This is a genomic window from Sphaerothrix gracilis Ecp01 (assembly GCF_030405905.1).
GTDB classification, from domain to species: Bacteria; Cyanobacteriota; Cyanobacteriia; order Phormidesmidales; family Phormidesmidaceae; genus Sphaerothrix; species Sphaerothrix gracilis.
Window position 1 is genome coordinate 63,068 of sequence record NZ_JASATW010000007.1, and the last position, 17,320, is coordinate 80,387.

Annotated in this window: 14 protein-coding genes; 9 read left to right on the top strand and 5 right to left on the bottom strand. The window is 52.5% G+C overall.

Features of this window, described 5'->3' with window-relative positions:
- The first annotated feature begins 83 nt into the window (after positions 1-83).
- The 3 genes from QJQ48_RS09405 (at position 84) to QJQ48_RS09415 (ending at position 2,863) form a co-directional block, all read left to right on the top strand.
- Positions 84-1,502: a hypothetical protein gene (locus tag QJQ48_RS09405; protein WP_346290966.1), complete on the top strand. Its 1,419-nt coding sequence runs from the start codon at positions 84-86 to the stop codon at positions 1,500-1,502.
- A 400-nt stretch (positions 1,503-1,902) separates the two neighbouring features.
- Positions 1,903-2,400 carry a hypothetical protein gene (locus QJQ48_RS09410; RefSeq protein ID WP_346290967.1) on the top strand — a complete coding sequence of 166 codons (498 nt, stop codon included), beginning with the start codon at positions 1,903-1,905 and terminating at the stop codon, positions 2,398-2,400.
- 178 nt (positions 2,401-2,578) lie between these two features.
- Positions 2,579-2,863 carry a hypothetical protein gene (locus QJQ48_RS09415; protein ID WP_346290968.1) on the top strand — a complete coding sequence of 95 codons (285 nt, stop codon included), beginning with the start codon at positions 2,579-2,581 and terminating at the stop codon, positions 2,861-2,863.
- A 140-nt stretch (positions 2,864-3,003) separates the two neighbouring features.
- Here QJQ48_RS09415 and QJQ48_RS09420 read toward each other — a convergent pair whose 3' ends face one another.
- Complete coding sequence (locus QJQ48_RS09420; RefSeq protein ID WP_346290969.1) at positions 3,004-4,653, bottom strand: alpha-amylase family glycosyl hydrolase; 1,650 nt, start codon at positions 4,651-4,653, stop codon at positions 3,004-3,006.
- Between the two features lie 387 nt (positions 4,654-5,040).
- Between QJQ48_RS09420 and QJQ48_RS09425 the strand changes: the two genes are divergently transcribed.
- The 5 genes from QJQ48_RS09425 (at position 5,041) to QJQ48_RS09445 (ending at position 12,536) form a co-directional block, all read left to right on the top strand.
- Positions 5,041-6,681, top strand: coding sequence for a mechanosensitive ion channel family protein (locus QJQ48_RS09425; protein WP_346290970.1), 1,641 nt, complete (start codon positions 5,041-5,043; stop codon positions 6,679-6,681).
- 70 nt (positions 6,682-6,751) lie between these two features.
- Positions 6,752-7,501 carry a DUF1449 domain-containing protein gene (locus tag QJQ48_RS09430; protein WP_346290971.1) on the top strand — a complete coding sequence of 250 codons (750 nt, stop codon included), beginning with the start codon at positions 6,752-6,754 and terminating at the stop codon, positions 7,499-7,501.
- A 36-nt stretch (positions 7,502-7,537) separates the two neighbouring features.
- Positions 7,538-9,487: an SPFH domain-containing protein gene (locus tag QJQ48_RS09435; RefSeq protein WP_428843037.1), complete on the top strand. Its 1,950-nt coding sequence runs from the start codon at positions 7,538-7,540 to the stop codon at positions 9,485-9,487.
- Positions 9,488-9,632: 145 nt separating this feature from the next.
- Complete coding sequence (locus QJQ48_RS09440) at positions 9,633-9,977, top strand: DUF4870 domain-containing protein (RefSeq protein ID WP_346290972.1); 345 nt, start codon at positions 9,633-9,635, stop codon at positions 9,975-9,977.
- A gap of 219 nt (positions 9,978-10,196) precedes the next feature.
- Positions 10,197-12,536 carry a tetratricopeptide repeat protein gene (locus QJQ48_RS09445; RefSeq protein WP_346290973.1) on the top strand — a complete coding sequence of 780 codons (2,340 nt, stop codon included), beginning with the start codon at positions 10,197-10,199 and terminating at the stop codon, positions 12,534-12,536.
- A gap of 19 nt (positions 12,537-12,555) precedes the next feature.
- Here the strand turns inward: QJQ48_RS09445 and QJQ48_RS09450 are convergent, their stop codons facing one another.
- Positions 12,556-13,302, bottom strand: coding sequence for an LmeA family phospholipid-binding protein (locus QJQ48_RS09450; RefSeq protein WP_346290974.1), 747 nt, complete (start codon positions 13,300-13,302; stop codon positions 12,556-12,558).
- Between the two features lie 254 nt (positions 13,303-13,556).
- On the opposite strand from QJQ48_RS09450, the gene QJQ48_RS09455 reads away from it, so the two are divergent.
- The gene (locus tag QJQ48_RS09455; protein ID WP_346290975.1) at positions 13,557-13,928 is read left to right on the top strand and encodes a hypothetical protein; all 372 of its coding nucleotides are present in this window, start codon (positions 13,557-13,559) and stop codon (positions 13,926-13,928) included.
- A gap of 82 nt (positions 13,929-14,010) precedes the next feature.
- On the opposite strand, the gene QJQ48_RS09460 is transcribed toward QJQ48_RS09455, so the two are convergent.
- The 3 genes from QJQ48_RS09460 to QJQ48_RS09470 are packed head-to-tail and all read right to left on the bottom strand — an operon-like array spanning position 14,011 to position 17,226.
- Positions 14,011-14,973, bottom strand: coding sequence for an alpha-L-glutamate ligase-like protein (locus tag QJQ48_RS09460; protein ID WP_346290976.1), 963 nt, complete (start codon positions 14,971-14,973; stop codon positions 14,011-14,013).
- A gap of 7 nt (positions 14,974-14,980) precedes the next feature.
- Positions 14,981-16,624 carry a UUP1 family membrane protein gene (locus QJQ48_RS09465; protein WP_346290977.1) on the bottom strand — a complete coding sequence of 548 codons (1,644 nt, stop codon included), beginning with the start codon at positions 16,622-16,624 and terminating at the stop codon, positions 14,981-14,983.
- Positions 16,621-17,226 (bottom strand): ATP-dependent zinc protease family protein, encoded by a 606-nt coding sequence (locus QJQ48_RS09470; protein WP_346290978.1) that lies wholly within the window; start codon positions 17,224-17,226, stop codon positions 16,621-16,623. The genes QJQ48_RS09465 and QJQ48_RS09470 overlap by 4 nt, the downstream gene beginning before the upstream one ends.
- Between the last annotated feature and the right edge of the window lie 94 nt (positions 17,227-17,320).

A 17,320-nucleotide genomic window follows, 5' to 3' on the forward strand; every position in this document is an offset into this window, starting at 1 on the left:
AGCTATCACTGCCCTTATGACACCTCGTATTGCAAATAGACTTTATACAAGCCGCTTCGTGGATTTCAGGAGACGCTGAATCTGTGGCACGACCTCCCATTGTCAAGGTAACTGAGCCTCTTAAACCGTGGATTCCCGCTGAAAGATCCCATCAGTCTTCATCACAGCTGGGCGAGCGATACTGCCTGCTGTATTTGGAGTGGGCTTTTCAACAGCTCAAGGTCAGTATTTCGGCTGCAGAACTGCAGGCTTTAGCAGAGCTAATTGTAGAGGCCATGACTCAGCCTAGTCGCTGCTTTCATAGCCTCGAACATTGCTTCGATGTAGCCCAGGCAGGAGATAGTCTAGAAGTACTGGCGGCCCTCTTTCACGATGTTGTCTATGTTCAAATTGATGGCGGCATCAGCCCTCAGTTCGAGGCGATCTTGGCTCCCTTCATTAAAACTGTCCGGGAGCGACTGGTCGTTAGTGAAAATCCGGCCAATCTCAGCGATCGCTGCTTTGCCCTGGTCATGGCTATTTTTGATATTCAGCCTGGGCATCACTTGGCGCTGGAGCAAAACGAATTTCTTAGCGCTCTAGTGGCAGCCAAGCAGCTCAAGCCGTTTCTCAACTGGGCTCAACTGGCTAAAGTGATTGCCTGCATTGAGGCCACTATCCCTTTTCGGCCACCCACCTCGGCAGGACTGCAGCCCAGTGATGTGCTGTATCACAAGCTCTCAACTGTGAATGCTCGCTTCAAACTGGGTCTGAGCGAAGCAGAACTGGTAGCAACCGTTCAGCGAGCAGTGCGAGTGGCTAACCGGGATGTGGAAAATTTTTCCGATCTGCAGGCGGCTGATTTTCTGAGCAATACCTGGAATCTACTGCCTGAATCGAACCCTTCTCTTAGGGATGTAGAGAGTTACACCGTACAGGAGTATCGTCACGCCCTAGAGAAAACGACGAGCTTTATGTACTATCTCAATGCGCCTCTGGTGTTTCGCCAGTTTCGCGAGGATCCCAGTACAGATGAATACTGTCAGCTGCTGCAACGGGCCAATAAAAATCTTGTCGTGGCTCGCCTCTACTTAAACACTAAGCTATTGGCGATCGCTATCCTAGAAGCCCTCTCTCAGCGTTCCGAAATTACGATTCCTCTGGAGCGTCTAGGTCAGGTCAGTTTCTCAGAAATTGCCGGTCGGGTCATGCGGCAGCAGTCGCTGTTGGCAACTGGCGAGCCCTACCAGCCGCGCAACTCGATTGAGCAAGAGGTATGGGATCTGCTGGAGATGGGGCGTGCCCAGGAGTCCAGCTTTGATATCAAGAATTCGCCGTTGGCCGCTTTTCTGCTAAAGCATTTAGGCATAGACCAGGTCGTTGTTTTGGTCGATCGAGCCAAGGCATTTTTCCAAGGCCAGACTACGTCTGAAGCTTTCTTAGCGGAATGTGATGACTGGATAATCGAACTGGTGCAGGCTGTCCTTTCGCGGGCGACTCAGGCTAAAGAAAACAGCCAGTAATCACAAGACCTGACCGGCAGGGATAGGGCTTTCTCGACCCAAAGCGGTGGCAAGTTCAAACCTGAGCTACATTGCCTAAAAATGCCAGTTTTGGCTCTATCTATCGCCTATTCCCTGGGGCGGATAAATTTTATACAGAGTTCTATAAATTGAAGGATTAACTTTTCGATAATCTTCGCAATGATAGGAGATACGTCGCGAGCTTGGCTACTGACCTGCAGTTCTTGACGACTATAGAGCTTATACCTACCTCTATACGCTAGATCTGAGCTACTGGCTCTGTCATGTTTTAGCTCAGCTAAGCAGCTACGGCTTCAAGCCGCGTTTTTAGGCTGCTTTGAGGTGAGTCAGCTTTAGTAGATTTGCCGACGTTATTTTGCAAATATTGGAGATTTTTTGTATGAAACGCTTAACTTTAAGTTTATTGTCAGCTTTATTCGCCACTGCTGCCGTTGCCCCTGCCGTCAAGGCCGAAATTGACGAATCCAACACTCAGCCCGTCAACCTCGAAACCTACGACGACGAGAGCCGGGGCGGCACCCAGGACTTTGAGCAGAATGGCCGCTTCCCTGACACTAATTTAGACGAGTCCAACACTCAGCCCGTCAATCTCGAAACCTATAACGACGAGAGCCGGGGCGGCAGTGAGATGGCAGGAGTCGTCAACCCGTTTGAACTTACATATATTGCTTATTCTGGTGGTCTCAGACAGTATGGCGTACCGGCTGCCCTCACTTTAATCAGTGAGTATCAGCTCGGAGATGTCACGGCTGAGCAAGTAGTAGAAGCCGCCATTCGCGATCGCCTAGTGGATGCTTCTGTGATGGAAGATGAGCGGTATATCGATCGCGTTGATTACTATCTGCAAGTCTTAGAGCAGGGCGAAATTGAAGGGTAGTTCTGTCTCCCCGTTCACTCATTGGTGAGATGAGCCGCTTACAAGGCCTCTCACTGACTGATTAAGGCTTAAAGCCCAGAGATATTCAATTTTTGAGTTGAGTATCTTTGGGCTTCACGTTTTGCTCTCGATTGCTCGATAAGGTTTGAGTCAGTTTCGCGCTGGAAATTGATTCACCGTGATTACGACAATCGTTCAGTTTCGATTTAGTCAGCCCCTAGCGCAGCGGCAAATACCCTATCTATTTAGCGAAGTTACGGCTCATCTTGAGCAGGCAGAGGGGCTGTTGTGTCGGTCTTTTACCAAACCTACAGCGGTAACTGTCGGCGGTACCTTACTGTGGCGATCGCGCTCAGCCGCCGAAAATTTCTTTGCCGATTTGGATCTGTCGGCATTGGAGCAATACTATGGTGCTACTTTGGCCGTAAGCTACTTGGAGATGCTGATCTTGCTTGATAAGTAGGCTGTTAAGAAAGACACTTTCTTGCAGTTCCCAGCTTTGGCGGAGTGGCTGAGCAGCCCCAGGGTAGGGTCAGCCGAGGGTTTAAGGCTCAGTTTGTTTAAGGCGAGTTAGTTGTCGGCTGGGTTTATCAGGACAACGGCCTAGCGAACGTAAACCTTGGCCTCAAATTCAGCTAAATCGGTCACGAGCTGACCGCTATTCACCTCTACGTCATAGTTACCAGTCCATTCGTGCCAGGTGCCGTCTGCCGGGAAGTTGGGAAACGGGTAGTCAGACAAGAAGCTGTCAGAGAAGTTGACGGTGACCACAATTTGCGCCCCTTCATTATTCCAGCGAGTGAAGGCAAAAACGCGGCTTTCCGGATCTTCGTGGAAAAACTCGATATTTTCTCCGTAGAGAGCGTGGTTTTGCTTGCGCAGATCGATTAGCCCCCTGTAATACTCAAGTAAATCGCGGTTGGCGTCGTTTTTGAGCAGTGTCCAGTCAATCTTGTTTGGCTCGATGGTTTTGTACTTATATTCGCCAAACTCTTCGCCCATCCAGAGCATGGGGATGCCTACAGCCGTCATGAGTAGAGCGATGCCTAAGCGAGCCCGCTTGAAGGCGGCATCGTCTAAAATGCCGCGATCGCCCAAGGCTCCCATGAGCTGATCGTGGTCATGATTGTTCAAGAAATTGACCACATTGACAGCGCCTGCATAGCCCTGACGGCGGCAGTCCAAAGCGTCTTTGAGCTTTTCTAAGTCAAACTGATCGTCGCAGAGATGTTCCCGCAGCGTGAAGTAAAAACTGTAGTGCCACAGGCTGTCCATAGGGCCTTCTAACCCTGCGACGCCGGCATCTTCTGGCACGTATTCAGCCACATTGAAGAAAGGTTTGGGCCCAGACCAGTCTTCTGCCTCGGCCGTAACCCAGCCCAAAAAGTCGAAATTATCAATTTGGCGAGCGGCATCGTAGCGAATGCCGTCGATATGATATTCCTCAATCCAAAAGCGAATTACCTCTCCGGCAAACTGACGAGCCGGAAAGCGATCGTATTTTTCGTCATAGAACTCGTAGTTAAACTCTGGCCCCCAATTGTATTCCTCATCCTGAGGTGAATGGTGATACCAGTAGTCGTGATCAATTTGAGTCAGCGGGCATTCATCATCGGAGTGGTTATAAATACAGTCCATAAAGACCCGAATGCCGCGCCCGTGACACTGATCAATTAACCGCTTCAAATCTTCTGTGCTGCCATAGCTAGACTCTGAAGCGAAGTAGTAGCGAGGGTTATAGCCCCAGCTATAGTCGCCTGGATACTCCTTAATAGGCATCAGCTCAATGGCGTTAATCCCCAGCTCGCAGAGGTAGTCTAGCTTTTCGATAACGTGCTCATAGTCGCCTCTGGGATAGGGATCATCTTCACCACCCGAAAAATCGCTAACGTGCATCTCATAGATAACTAGCTGGTGATCTGGAGGAAGCGGTTTGTCATCGTGCTGCCAAACGTAAGTATCGACAACGGCTTTGCCGTCCTTGATGCGAATAATGCCGTTCTGGCTGGCATCGTCAATATTAGTGGCACAAGGATCGGTGATAGTCACCCACTCGTCAGGATCGAAAAACCAGCTTTTGGTCTGGACGCGAAAGCGATACTGATAGATGCCGTCTTCTAGGTCAACCTGCGTCCGAAAGTAGCCGTCGTCCCCTTTTTCGAGGGGAATATCTTCCCAGTTGGAGAAAGAACCAATCAGGGCTGCGGCTTTGTTGTAAGGCGCTAGCAGCTTAAATTCAATTGGACTAGTCACAGTTTGCTTTCTCCAAGGATGAGAATTTATCTAGCGATCGCACAAACCATAAACGCTTTTATAGCTTTGCAGTCAAAGCGGATGGCGGCGCTAAGACTGAAAATTTAAATAATTGGGGTATTGCTGATTTCGGGTATGAACTGAAGTAGCACTGCTCTGCGGTGGGTGTATTAAACACCGCTGAAAGTGATTGAGCAATCAGCAGTTTAGGGCAAAAATAGCTCAAACTTAGTATCAAAAAAATGCAGCCGGGGCACATCTGACTCCTGACAGAGAACAGCAGATCTCGACCTAGGCGTGAATGGGCAAGCCTGCCGTCTAATAAATTAGGTCGCGGCCTCTGCAAACACTGAATAATAGAAAAAACGCGATCGCCCCCTGCTCCGTATGAAACGCCGATGTCTCTGGATCCTGTTAGTCAGCCTGAGCCTGCTGTTTTGCAGCCTGCCAGGACTGGCCCAAGATACGCTAATCGATATTAATTTGCCTACTCTCAACCAGAGCGTGGATGATCCGGCAGTGCAGATTGAAGTAGCCTGCGTGCGGTTAGATGGCTACTGTCCCTTCCGAGTGGCCGCGCCGCGCTCAGACCTGAGTGAGCGAGTCAATGCTATTGCAGTGGTTTTACGGGAGCTGCGCGATCGCTATATGCAGGCTCCCAATCCCCAGTTGCAGAGTGAAATTCGGGTGCAGCCTGTGGAGCTTAGTTCAGAGGAGGCAAACCAGTCTGCGGAAACAACGCTGCGCAAAGCCCCTGAAATTTATTTGGGTATCAGTCCTGAGCCGCTGACCCGGTTGATGAGCGTTACTCGCCTAGACGCCGAACTGCGGGGAGTAGACGTAGAAACAGCCGCCGATATGATCGTGCAGCGCGTGAGGGAGAGCTTGGCGCGATCGCGGCGGGAGCGGCAGCCCGTTTATCTGGTTCAACAGGCGATTTTAGCAGTGCTGGTAGGGCTGAGCTTGTTCATCTTCAACTGGGTGCTGGGCCGCTGGGAAAAGCAGCTGCGCCATCAGAAGGTAGAACTGGCCGGAACTCGCCTTCCCCTTTCAATCCCGTTACTCACCTGGCTCAATCAGCGGCAGCAGTGGAACTTTACTGAAGCCCAGCTCCGCTTTTTTCAGCTTATACAGGTCGGTTTGTGGATTGGTGGCATCCTGCTGATTCTCAGTCGCTTTCCCCAAACTCGCATTCTGCAGGTGCGCATTGTCGAAGGGTTAGAAAATCCGGTCAAAATTGGCATTGTGGCCTTAATAACCTACATGGGCATTCGCCTCAGCTATGCCCTAATCAGTCGGCTCAGCTCCGCGATCGCCAGTGAAGATGACCTGACCGCTGAAGTAAATCGCCGCCTGCGATTGCGCATCAATACTATCTCCAGAGTGATTCGCGGCGTAGTCACCCTAAGCTGCATCGCTGTGGGCAGCCTGTTTGCCCTAGCGGCGGTGGGCATCAATACGGTGCCGCTAATTGCCGGGGCCAGTATTGTGGGCGTAGCGCTGTCGCTGGCAGCTCAAGACTTAATTAAAGATACCTTCAACGGTTTCTTCATCATCCTGGAAGACCAGTACGCCGTTGGAGATGTGGTGACGATTCAGGGGATTCGGGGGCTGGTGGAAAATATGAATCTGCGGATTACCCAGCTCCGGGATGATGAAGGCCGCTTAGTCTCTATTCCCAACAGCGAAATTCGCCTAATTGCCAATCATTCTAGCCACTGGTCGCGGGCGGACTTGTTTATTCCCATCGGCTACCACACCGATGTCGATCAGGTTTTAGACATCATTCAAACCGTTGCCTGCACCATGAGCCAGGATCCGCAGTGGCAGGAGGCGATTCTGGCCCAGCCAGAGGTGCTAGGGGTTGAAGAATTTGATGAGCGAGGACTGATGATTCGCGTCTGGATTAAGACCCAGCCTCTGAAGCAGTGGGTAGTGGCGCGGGAGTTTCGGCGGCGGCTGAAGGGAGCTTTGGATCAGGTGGGTATTGCTATCCCCGCCCACATTGACTTCAAAACGAATCGTTAAAAAAGCTATCCGCTTCCCCCTACAGGCATAATTTGCGGCTATCTTGGGCGTGATTGTGGTCTGACCCAATATGCTTTTTGATCTGGCTAATCTGCCTTACTGGATATTTTTAGGCACCGGCGTGCTGCTGTTCCTGCTCGTGATTTTCTCAGGCGGCGGCGACGATGACCTGGAAGTAGATACGGATGTTGATTTTGATGCTGATTTGGATGTCGATGCCGATCTGGATGTCGACGCTGATCTAGACGCAGAAACTCAGCCGCTTGATTTCGACGCCGATAGCGATGGCGAACTCAGTTTTGGGCAGGTTTTAGCCTGGTTTGGCATTGGTCGGGCACCGCTGATTTTGCTGCTTGCTTTGGACTTTAGCGTGTGGGGACTGAGTGGCTGGATTTTGAACGTGGCGATCGCGGAGGTGATCGGTCAAATTCCGGCTGGATTTTTAGCCGGGGTGGTGCTGGTATTATCCCTGGCGATCGCGCTGCTTGTGGGTGGTTTAGTCGCTCGCCCCGTAGGCAAAGTCTTTGCCGCTTTCAGCGAAGATGCTAGCGAAGATCGGCTGATTGGCTGCGTGGGCCGGGTGGTATCGGCAGCCCTGCCCTTTGAAAGCTCTGGCAAAATTGGTCAGGTTGACGTGCTTGATGCGGCCCGCAACTTAGTCACCGTCAGTGCTGTCATGCCCGACTGGGCCGAAATTACCGTGCGGCGGGGAGCCGATGTCATTGTGATTGAGCGATCGCCCCGCAGCTATATCGTCATTGCCAAAGACAGCATCGATCAGGAAAACTGGCTCTCTGATAATGGGCCGCCGAAGTCCTAATTTTTATTATCTTTACCCTAAATTTGAGTACTCATCATGTTTTGGCTGACTCTGCTTCAAACTCTGCCGACCCTGCCCGCAGTTGAACTGTCCGAAACCGAATTTTCTGAGGATCTGGCGACCCTGCCCGCTGAAGCGTCGGTGGCCTCAGTGGGTACTCCCACGCTGGGACAGTTTAGCGGGCTGGGGGCGCTGGCCTCTGGCGGTGTTGTCACCATCGTAGTGTTGCTGCTGCTGGCGGTGTGGGCCTACACGCGGGTATACGTAATCACGCCGACCAATGAAGCCTTTGTCAAAACCGGCGGCGTGATCCGCAAGCAGAAGCGGGTCATTCTCAACGGCGGCTGCGTGGTGCTGCCTGGTTTCCATGAGCTGACACGGGTACCCCTGCGAGAAATATCTATCGACGTTGAGCGTACGGGCAAGCTGGCGGTGCGCACCCAGGACTATCTGCGGGCGGATATGCGCGTTACCCTCTATGTCTGCATCAGCCCCTCAGAACAGGACGTGCTGATGGCGGCGGCGCGGCTGTCTAACCAGGGCAAAATTACGCCCACCGACATCAAAAACGCTTTAGAGAAACGGGCTGATGACGGCATTCGCGCCGCGGCCAAAACCAAAACCCTGGCCGAAATTGATTCAGACAAGCTGGGCTTTGCTCAAGAGGTACTGAATCTGATTGAGCCAGATTTAAAAAAAGTGGGCCTGACGCTCAACAACATTGCTATCTCTGAAATTGAGGAAAGTGACACTTACGACACCAATAACTTTTTTGACGCTCAGGGAGTGCGGCTGCGGACAGAAACGATTCAGCGCTCGATTCAGCAAAAGCGGGAAGTAGAGCTGGCAACCCAGGTGACGATTGAGCAAAAAGAGCTGGATGCCGAAAAGCGATCGCTGCAAATTGCTCAGGAAAAAGAAGACGCCAACCTGGCCCAACAGCTAGAGGTAGAATCGCTCAAAGCCCAGCGGCAGCGAGAAATTCAGGAGTCTAAAGATCGCGAAGCTGCCGCTACCCAGCGCACCAAAATCCTGCAGGAAAAGTCGGTTGAGGAAGAGGAAATCAAGCGTAAGCTGAGCGTGCAGCAAAGCCAGATTGAGGCCGATATTGAGCTAGAGGAGCGGCAAAAGCAGCTCAAAGTGGCTCAAGCGTTGCAGAAGCAAGAAGCTGAAGTGGCTGAGGTCAACCGGAAGAAAGCGGTTGATGCTTCTAACTTTAAGGCGCAGGTGGATTTAGCAGAAGCCGAACGCGAATCTAAGGTGGCCCAGCAGGAAGCGGCGATCGCCATTGCGGAGCGAGAACGCGATCGCTTCAGCGCTGAAGCTGAACGGGCCCAAGCCCAAGAAGCCGTAGGGACAGCTACAGCAGTCGAGCAGGCCCAGCGGCAGCAGCAGCTAGCGGTGATCGCGGCGGAGCGAGAGGCCCAAGAGCGCCGCATCGCTGATCAAAACGTGGTGGAAATTGACGTGTTCCGGCGGCGGCGGCAGGCCGAAATCGCCCGGCAGGCAGCAGAATTGGAAGCCGAAGCGATTCGGACTTTAGCCGATGCTGAGCGGGATAAAGCGCTGGCGGAAGCAGCCGGGATTGAGGCCCGCATCACGGCTAAAAATGCCATCAGCAATCCCAACCTCACGGCTGAAGTGATTGCCCAAATTTGGCCCCAACTGGCCGAAAAACTGCCGGAAGTACTGCAGGCCCTTGCACCTCAGCCCGGCGTAATTGGCGATGCCAAAATTTATGCTTTTCCCGGCGCCAACGGCAACGGCAACGGCAACGGCATGCAGGATATTAATAAGCTGCTGCTCTCCACCAGCGGCCTAGCCCTGATTAATTCTCTGCTGGAAGACGGCAAACTCTCCACTCTGATTGGTAAGGCCGGGCAGATGATTCAGGGAGCCGCCGCGCCGCCCGCCCCCCAACCCAGTGCAGCTCCGGCTGAGCCAATAACCGAAGGGCGATCGCCCGCTCCAGCCGAAGAAGCATAACCCTTACAAAGGCATCAGCTAGAACAGTTTTGGACGAGCTGTTTTAACAAAATTAGCAAGGGGGAATTTTACGGCTTTTAACAGAGTTTCAGCTTTTAGCAGTAGCGCTAGGATAGGAAAAAATTATTCAAAGGGAATTTATAGAATGCAAGGTACCTACGATAGTGATAAACGTAAGCTCCTAGTGGGTCTGAGCCACGGCTCTATTTTCTTCAGTGCCCTGTTGCTCTCAGCCGGAATCCCGCTGGCTATTTGGTTCGTCTCAACCGATCCGGTGGTTAAAGAGAGCGCCCAGGAAGCACTGAACTTTCACTTCAACGTTTGGCTGTACGGCCTTATCTTTGGCGTTCTAACGTTAGTTCTCATTGGCTGGCCGCTGTTGGGGATTCTCTTCATTGCGCAGATTGCCCTACCGATTTTGGCGATCGTCAAAGCCTTACGGGCTCCCGATACCGTTTATCGCTACCCCTTTATTTTCCGGATTCTCTAAGCAGTCCTACGGATCAATTAAAAGCTCTACGGCAGGTTGTGGCAAACATGACCTGCTTTTGCACGGAAAACTACCGAAGTTGCGATCGCTATCCTGATGTCAGCCCAATTGATCTGAAAGCATGAATCAGAGTGGTTAATACCGCTGCTGAAATCCGCGCCTGCCTGAGCAGTACGGATTTCCTAACCTTTGGCAACTCTGTATTCAGGTCGAGGCGCTGTGAGAACACCCGATTGGCTCAACTTTTCTGAGAACGCTCTGCTCCTAGGCACCGGGGCAGGCATCGTGGCTTCAGCGGCAACGCAGCAGCTTTTGTATGCGTCAGCCCCTTTGTCCGTTCTAGTTGCTCTAGGGCTGGTCAGTCGGCGTCGGCTAGAGCGCCGGGTCGAAGAGCTAACTGAGGTTTCTGACAATACCAGTCAGGTGCTTTCAGGGGCGGTGCATCAGCTCCAGGATCAGGTGGCGACGGTGCCAACGCCTGAAGAATTTATGACCCTGCAGCGTACGGTGATGGCCCATAACGATCGCGCCATTGTCCGGTTTTCTCAACGGCTAGAGGAAACCCAACAGCAGCTAGAGCAGCGCCTCCACGCTATCGAAGCGCCCGATTTGAGTCCCATCTACAAAGACATCAGCGAGCTGCAGGATCAATATGCGTACCTCTGCTCAACGGTAGAGCGCCTGAGCGGCCAGATGCAGCGGTTATCCAGTATTCCGCGAGTAGAGGCCACTGAAGCGGAGATTGCCTATCTCAAAACTGAGCTAATGCAGCTGCGAGTGACGCTAGATACTTTGGGCTTGGAAAGTAAAAGCCAGCTTTCCTCTCTTTCCCATAGCCTCAGCTACTTCGATCGCCGTCTGCGAGAGGGGACTGCTACTAACGACTCGACGGTTTTACAAGAAGAAGTGCGAGAGCTGATCAAAGCGATCTCAGACTTGGTGCCGCGACAGGACTTTGCGCGGTTGGCTCAGCAGCTCAAGCAGCTCACTGAGCAGCATCAAACTCTAGTCAAGGCTTTACCCGCTGGCGGCGGCGTGGCAGTAGAAGCACCTGCGGCTGCTCAGCCCCAGATTGAGCAGCTTCAAGCGGCGATCGCGCAGATTTCGGCTCGCCTTGACAATAACTATGAGTCAGCAGATGCTCCTACGCGGCAGGCTATTGGTCATCTACAGGAGAAATTTGAGCAGCTTCAGGAGTTTACTCAAACTTTAGAGCAGGCTCAGCAGCAGCTTTCCCACCAGGTAGCGACTTTGCCGCAGGCGGCTGATACCCATCAGCTACAAACTCAGCTGCGGGCCTTAGGGGTGCGAGTCGAAGATACCGAGCAGTATTTGCGAGACGTGCAGGACACACTGCTGACACGGCTGGAGCTAGGCACTTCTTCTCCGCAGCTGCCCGCTCAGCACCGCTGGATTGTCGATTTTCAAGGGTCGCAGGGACTCTCTGAGCTAGCCAACACGACGCCTTCTGACAGTCGCTTAGCCCTAGAGGCCGCGATCGCGCGGACTCAAGAGCGTTTGGTTTTAGTATGGCCCTGGGCTGACGCTTGTGAGTTAGATACAGCGATGGTGGGTCAGTTTGAAGCGCTATTGGCCCGTCAGTGTCGCTTAGAAATTGGCTGGTGTCACGTTGGTGATCGCCGGGAAGGCCGTTTACTGCATACGGTGAGTCAGCGCTGGCAGCTTGAGTCGGCCCAAAAACAGCAAATTACCGAAGCGCTCAACAAGCTGTTGCCCTTGAAACAGCGCTACCCCGATCGCTTTACCTTCAAAATCTTGGGGACAGATGAAAACTTCTTGGTCTGCGATCGCAGCTTTGCCATTCTAGGCGTACAGCCAATCAAAACGGCCAATACGGTGTTTAATCAGCTCGGCCTGAAGCTGCACACCACTGACCCGCAGGTGGTGCAGTGTCTCAGCGATCGCTTTAGCGACCCCACCATTGCGGCTGAAGATGCCGTGGCCTACTTCAACCGGGCGACCACTCGCTATGATCTCGGCGATCAGGAAGCGGCCCTAATGGACTACCACCAGGTCCTCAAGATTACGCCCCACGATCCGTCCGCCTACAACAATCGCGGCCTGATCTATGCCAACTTAGGTCAGCTAGAAGCCGCGATCGCGGACTTCAGCCAGGCAGTGCGCTACGATGGCCAGCACTTTAGTGCTTACTGCAATCGCGGCATCACCTTCCTAGAAAATGACCAGCTTGAAAGCGCCCTGTTTGACCTCACCCAGGCCAGCCAGATCCGCCCAGACTCACCGTTGCCCTATTTCTATCGCGGCGTCGCCTACCAGAAGCTAGGACACCTGACGGCGGCGATCGCGGACTTTACCGCCGCCGTAGAGCGCAATTCAGCCCAGATCGCCCTGCCCCTGTGCTACCGGGCGGCAGTCTACCAAAAAGTAGGCGACTTTCAAAAGGCGATCGCGGACTTAGAAGCCGCTTCTGAACGGCTCAAAGCCCAAAAAGATGCCCGCAATCTGGTGACGGTGCAGAAAACGCTAGAGAAGCTCAAAGGCTTGGTGGTCAAGCAAACGGCCTCAGTCTCTGGCTGAGAGCCGCTACGCCCTTGCCTTACATGCCCGGCAGGTCATCTATGGTCGCCTTGGCCTGCAGCTTAATCTGACCGGGCTGTACGGTGAGGCGATCGAAGCGCAGAGCCATGCCGTCTAACTCAAAGTTGCGGAGATCTAACAGTTCTCCGGCGACCTGGATGAGCGCCTGCGTCAGCTGGGGATCGTTTGCAGCACCCGCTAGCGGTTCAACCTGATTTAACTGGACTTGGTGCCCTGATTTTGTCATTTCAGGCTGAGCCTGAAAGGCCACCTGCCGTATTTCCTGAGACTTGACCAGCTTAACTTCAGCCTTTAGACAAACCGTATCCGCCTGGGGAATTGAAAAGCTGATCTGGCGCGGTTCGATTTGAGTTTTGTCCCCGTCAACCTCGACTTCTAACGCCTGTAGCTTGGCGCGAACGTAGTCAGAATTGAAGGCATTTTCTATATCGGTTTCGGTCAAAACCACAAAGGTCTTGGCGTCAACCGCTTTTTCCAGCTCAATTTCTCCGACGGCGGCCTGGAGCGGATTAATGGAGATATTGTCAGTGGCTAGCTGCAGCTTTTCGGTGCGCAAGCCTTTTTCCATCACTAAGCCTTCCCCGTCAATCTCAACGTAGTCTACGTCTCCCTGCATCAGCTTGACAGGATCGGTCTTGACATCGACATCTAAGTTTTCGGCCTCGTCCAACTGGCTATCTAGGCCGACTTCGACCGCCTTACTGATGGCCTGTTCTCCTAAATCAGCCTCTTTTCGCTTTGACATATGGAATAGCTCAACACAGTTAATTAAGTGTTTTCCATCCTAGAGAGCAGTTCGTCTCGGAAAAACCCATCGTGCGAAATATTCGTTCAGGAAAGAGAGCCCGCGATCGCCCGCCGCCGTTATAAAACTATCCAACGATACAGGTTGCCTGAAACTAAAGGCAGACCCTGCTCAGCTCAGCTCTGTACTTAGGGCAGAAGCTAAGACGCCTAAAAATGTCTACATTTCAAGACAATATGTTTTGGATTCAAGCTATGAAAACACTTCTAAACGCAAATTCTATTCGCCGGGCGATCGCGGGTCTGATGGGTCTTTGTCTCTGCGTTGGCCTAGTTTTAGGCTGGGCGGGCACAGCTCAAGCCGCAGGTGGCTATCAGAAAAACGATCGCGGTCAAATACAAAATTATGAGCCTTACGACACCGTGCAGCCTAAGGTGGGCGGCATGAATCGCTACGAGGACACCGATCCACGGCGGGACACCTCTGCGGCTGAATCTCGAATCAGAGATCTCGATCGCAAGTCAACCTCTCAGCAGGCATCGCCCCAGCCGCTAGAATCGGCTGGCAAGTCTCTGAAGAACTTGGGCCAGCAGGTCAAAGACAACGTCAAAGATGCCGTCAACTAGTCTGAGCTAAACGATCAACTCAAAACTCCGGCCCCGCCTGAAGTTTCAAGCTCAGACGGGGCTGATTTTTAAACAACTCACGCTAGCAGCTAGCTAGCGGCTGCTCTAAACGGGGAGCATTGACGCCAAACTCTGCCTGGGCAAACTCTATTTTGTCTTGCAGTGTGGTTAGTTTGGGCAAAGCGGCTGCGATCGCCTCTAGCCGTGGAATCAGGCCGTCCCGATTGGCAATTTGAATAGACAGTCCTGGCCGGGCGTTCATTTCTAGCAACAGCGGCCCTTTCGTTTCGTCTAGGACAAAATCAACTCCCAAATAGCCAAACTCAGTTTTGTCACTCAGCCTGGCCGACATCTCTAAAATTGACTGCCAGTGAGGAATCTGCAATCCGGCCAAGGCCGCTCCCGTTTCCGGATGCGTATCGATATAGCGATTGTGCTGAATCCCTGCCAAAGTGCGGCCCGTTGCCAAATCAATCCCTACGCCAACGCCGCCGCGATGCAGATTGGCTTTACCGTCAGAAGCTTTGGTCGGCAGTCGCAGCATCGCCATCACCGGCACGCCGTAGTAAATAATGGCTCGAACGTCGGGCACGCCCTGATAGGCAATCTCTGCAAATATGGGGTCGAACTGCACCGCGTATTCAATAATGGCCGTGTCAGAATGGCCAGAAAGGGCAAACATACCGCTGAGGGTATTGTGGATGTGATATTGCAGGTCAGATAGCTTTAGGCACTGACCGCTGGGCTTATAGTAGCCCTCCTCTGTGACCCGGCTGATGACGACGATGCCATCACCGCCGCTGCCATGACCAGGCTTGACCACAAAGGCGGCGCGATTCTTCACCATACTGGCGAGCTGGTTGACCTCGTTTTGAAATTGGATGACGCCGTAGGTTTCAGGTACGGCGACGCCGATCTTTTCAGCAATCTTTTTAGTTTCTAGCTTGCTGTCAGCATAGCGATAGAGATGGCGGGGATTGCTGGGAAATAAATAATCTAAGTTGCGGGCGTTGATGCCCAAAATTCCTGAGTTTCGCAAATTCATCTGGCACCTATCCCTGCGGCTGATTGATTTGTCTCTGTAGCGATCGGAAGCGGAAATATTCAACGATCTTGTAGCCGTTGTAGCGACCGACCATGATATTGACGGCTAAGACCAGCAGCAGCAGTTCCGGAAAGACAAAGGCAATATGCTGCACGTAGTTGTTGATCATGCAGAAATAGCCCACCACTGCAACTGCCAGGCTGCCACATCCGGCCACCAGGACTTCCTTGGCCCCCTCTTCTTCCCACATGACGGCAGCTCGCTCAATTGTCATCGCCAAAATCACAATTGGAAACAGAGAGATAGACAGGCCCAGATTGATTTGAAACCGATCCATGACAACCGCTAAAACGGCCATAATCAAAACCGTTGCCGTCAAAATGGCGGCCAATCTTGGCACAATCAGCAACTGCAGGCGGTTGAGATAGGCTCGAATCAGCAGTCCAATTACCACCACCAAGATGAATAGGGGAATGCCCACAGCCAGTCCCGTCTCTCTAAACGAAAGCGCAATCAAAATGGGGGTAAAGGTGCCGAAAGTTTGCAGCCCCACCATCTGATGCAGCACTGAAATAATCAAAGCGCCAATGGGAACCAGCACTAAGACCTGAAACACCCGCTGCGTTGTCAACGGTAGGCCCAGGAGCGAGTAATCTAAAAAGGGACTATTTAGCCGCTCTCCCTGCAAAACTGTCTGGGTCAGGCCGCCATCTACGTTGGGACGTACAATCACCTCAAAGGTGATATCCCCCGATCCGGTCGCGCTGACAACCTCTCCGGTGCCATACCACCAGGGCAGGTAGCGCGTCTGTTCGCCGAAGCTGAGGTCAATGGTGTCGTAGGCTAACCACTCGCCTGCCTCAGTCTGTACCTCCAACCACTGCACAAAGCTGGTGGAATAGGCTTCTTCTGCCGTCAGTAGAATACCGTTGCCTACCCGTGCCGGAATGTTGGCCTGCTGCAGGAGAAAAGCAGCGATTTCAGGCGTGGAAGCATTGGCTCCTAGCACCTTTTGTAGGGACTGGACGCGCACGTCATCGGGAACTAGGGCGAGCTGATAAATTGCTTTGGCTAAAGAGAGGCGATCGCTCGATTCAACCTGCGCTTCTGCCAGCAGTGACTCAATTTCTGCAGTGGGCGGATTTTCCTGCAGATTATCTTGAACATTGCCCGATGGCTCAAACTGGCTAATCTGCTGTTTGACCAACCGCTGCCCTGAGAGGGAACCGTCTGCAGATCTAGACGTTTCTGGGCCAAGCGACAGGTTAGGATCTTCGTCTACAACGGCCCGGTAGAACAAGGTCGTCTGTCCGGTAGCCGACTGATTCTGGAAAATAGCGGTGCGCTCAAAGCTGTTAGCTGCCGTTTCAATTTCGCGGCTGTAGCCATCATTGACAAAAGCCTCATCGACAATGGCGTAGCGAGGTGACTGCTGGGGCAGCGGCAGGCGAATATTGGTGGGTAATCCCTCTTCTGATGACAGCAGCGACTGCTCTGAGGTGAGGGAAAGCTTGGCCTCAATGTACCAGCCCTTATTAGTTTGATCGGGCAGTAAGGGAATATCTGAAACGACCAGTTTATGAATAAAAATAGTGAGTCCAATTGCTGCTAGAAACAGGGCCAGCAGGGCTGCTCTAAAAGTTCGGTTCATGCCTCAGTCTCCTCGGTGGGACAAGCTGGCTCAGTTGTAAAAGTTTCAGCCGAGTTAACCAGAAGTCCCCCCGTTTTCAGCATGTTGCGACCAATCAAAACCGAATAGTTGAACTGATCGCGATCGGCTAAATTCACCTCTTCTTCAAGCCATTGACCGCCCACGCAAAACTTCATGCGGACCACCGGGCGGCGAAAAAAGCCCCCTTCACCATCTTTAATTCGCACCCAGCGCGTTACTGGACGTTCAAAAACTTGGCTGCGGCCATCCGTATCCACAAAGCGGAACTTAATCAGGCCGCCCGCTTCGGTTTGAGTTGCTGGCTGCTCTAAAATTTCGGCATTGATGGAAGATGTTTCCGCACCCGTATCAAGTTTGACCTTGATTTCTGACTCAACACCTAAAATCTTGCCATTCTCTACCCAGCCAACCGTCTGACCAGCAGACGGCAGCAGGTCGTTGGCCCGTGTCTGAGGTAGAGAGCAGCCAGCACTGAGCCAACCCAAACAGATGGCTAAAGCCCCCAGCTTAATTTGAATGGGTGGCCGATGAGAGCCGAACAAATGCATCATGGCTAAAGCTAGCTTTTGTAACAATTTCAACAAAACTCTTCCTTAGAGTAAGGGGTTACACCCGTAGTCAGATCGGTCAGGCGATAGAATTTTTACCAGGAGAAGGGCCTAGACACTGAAATTA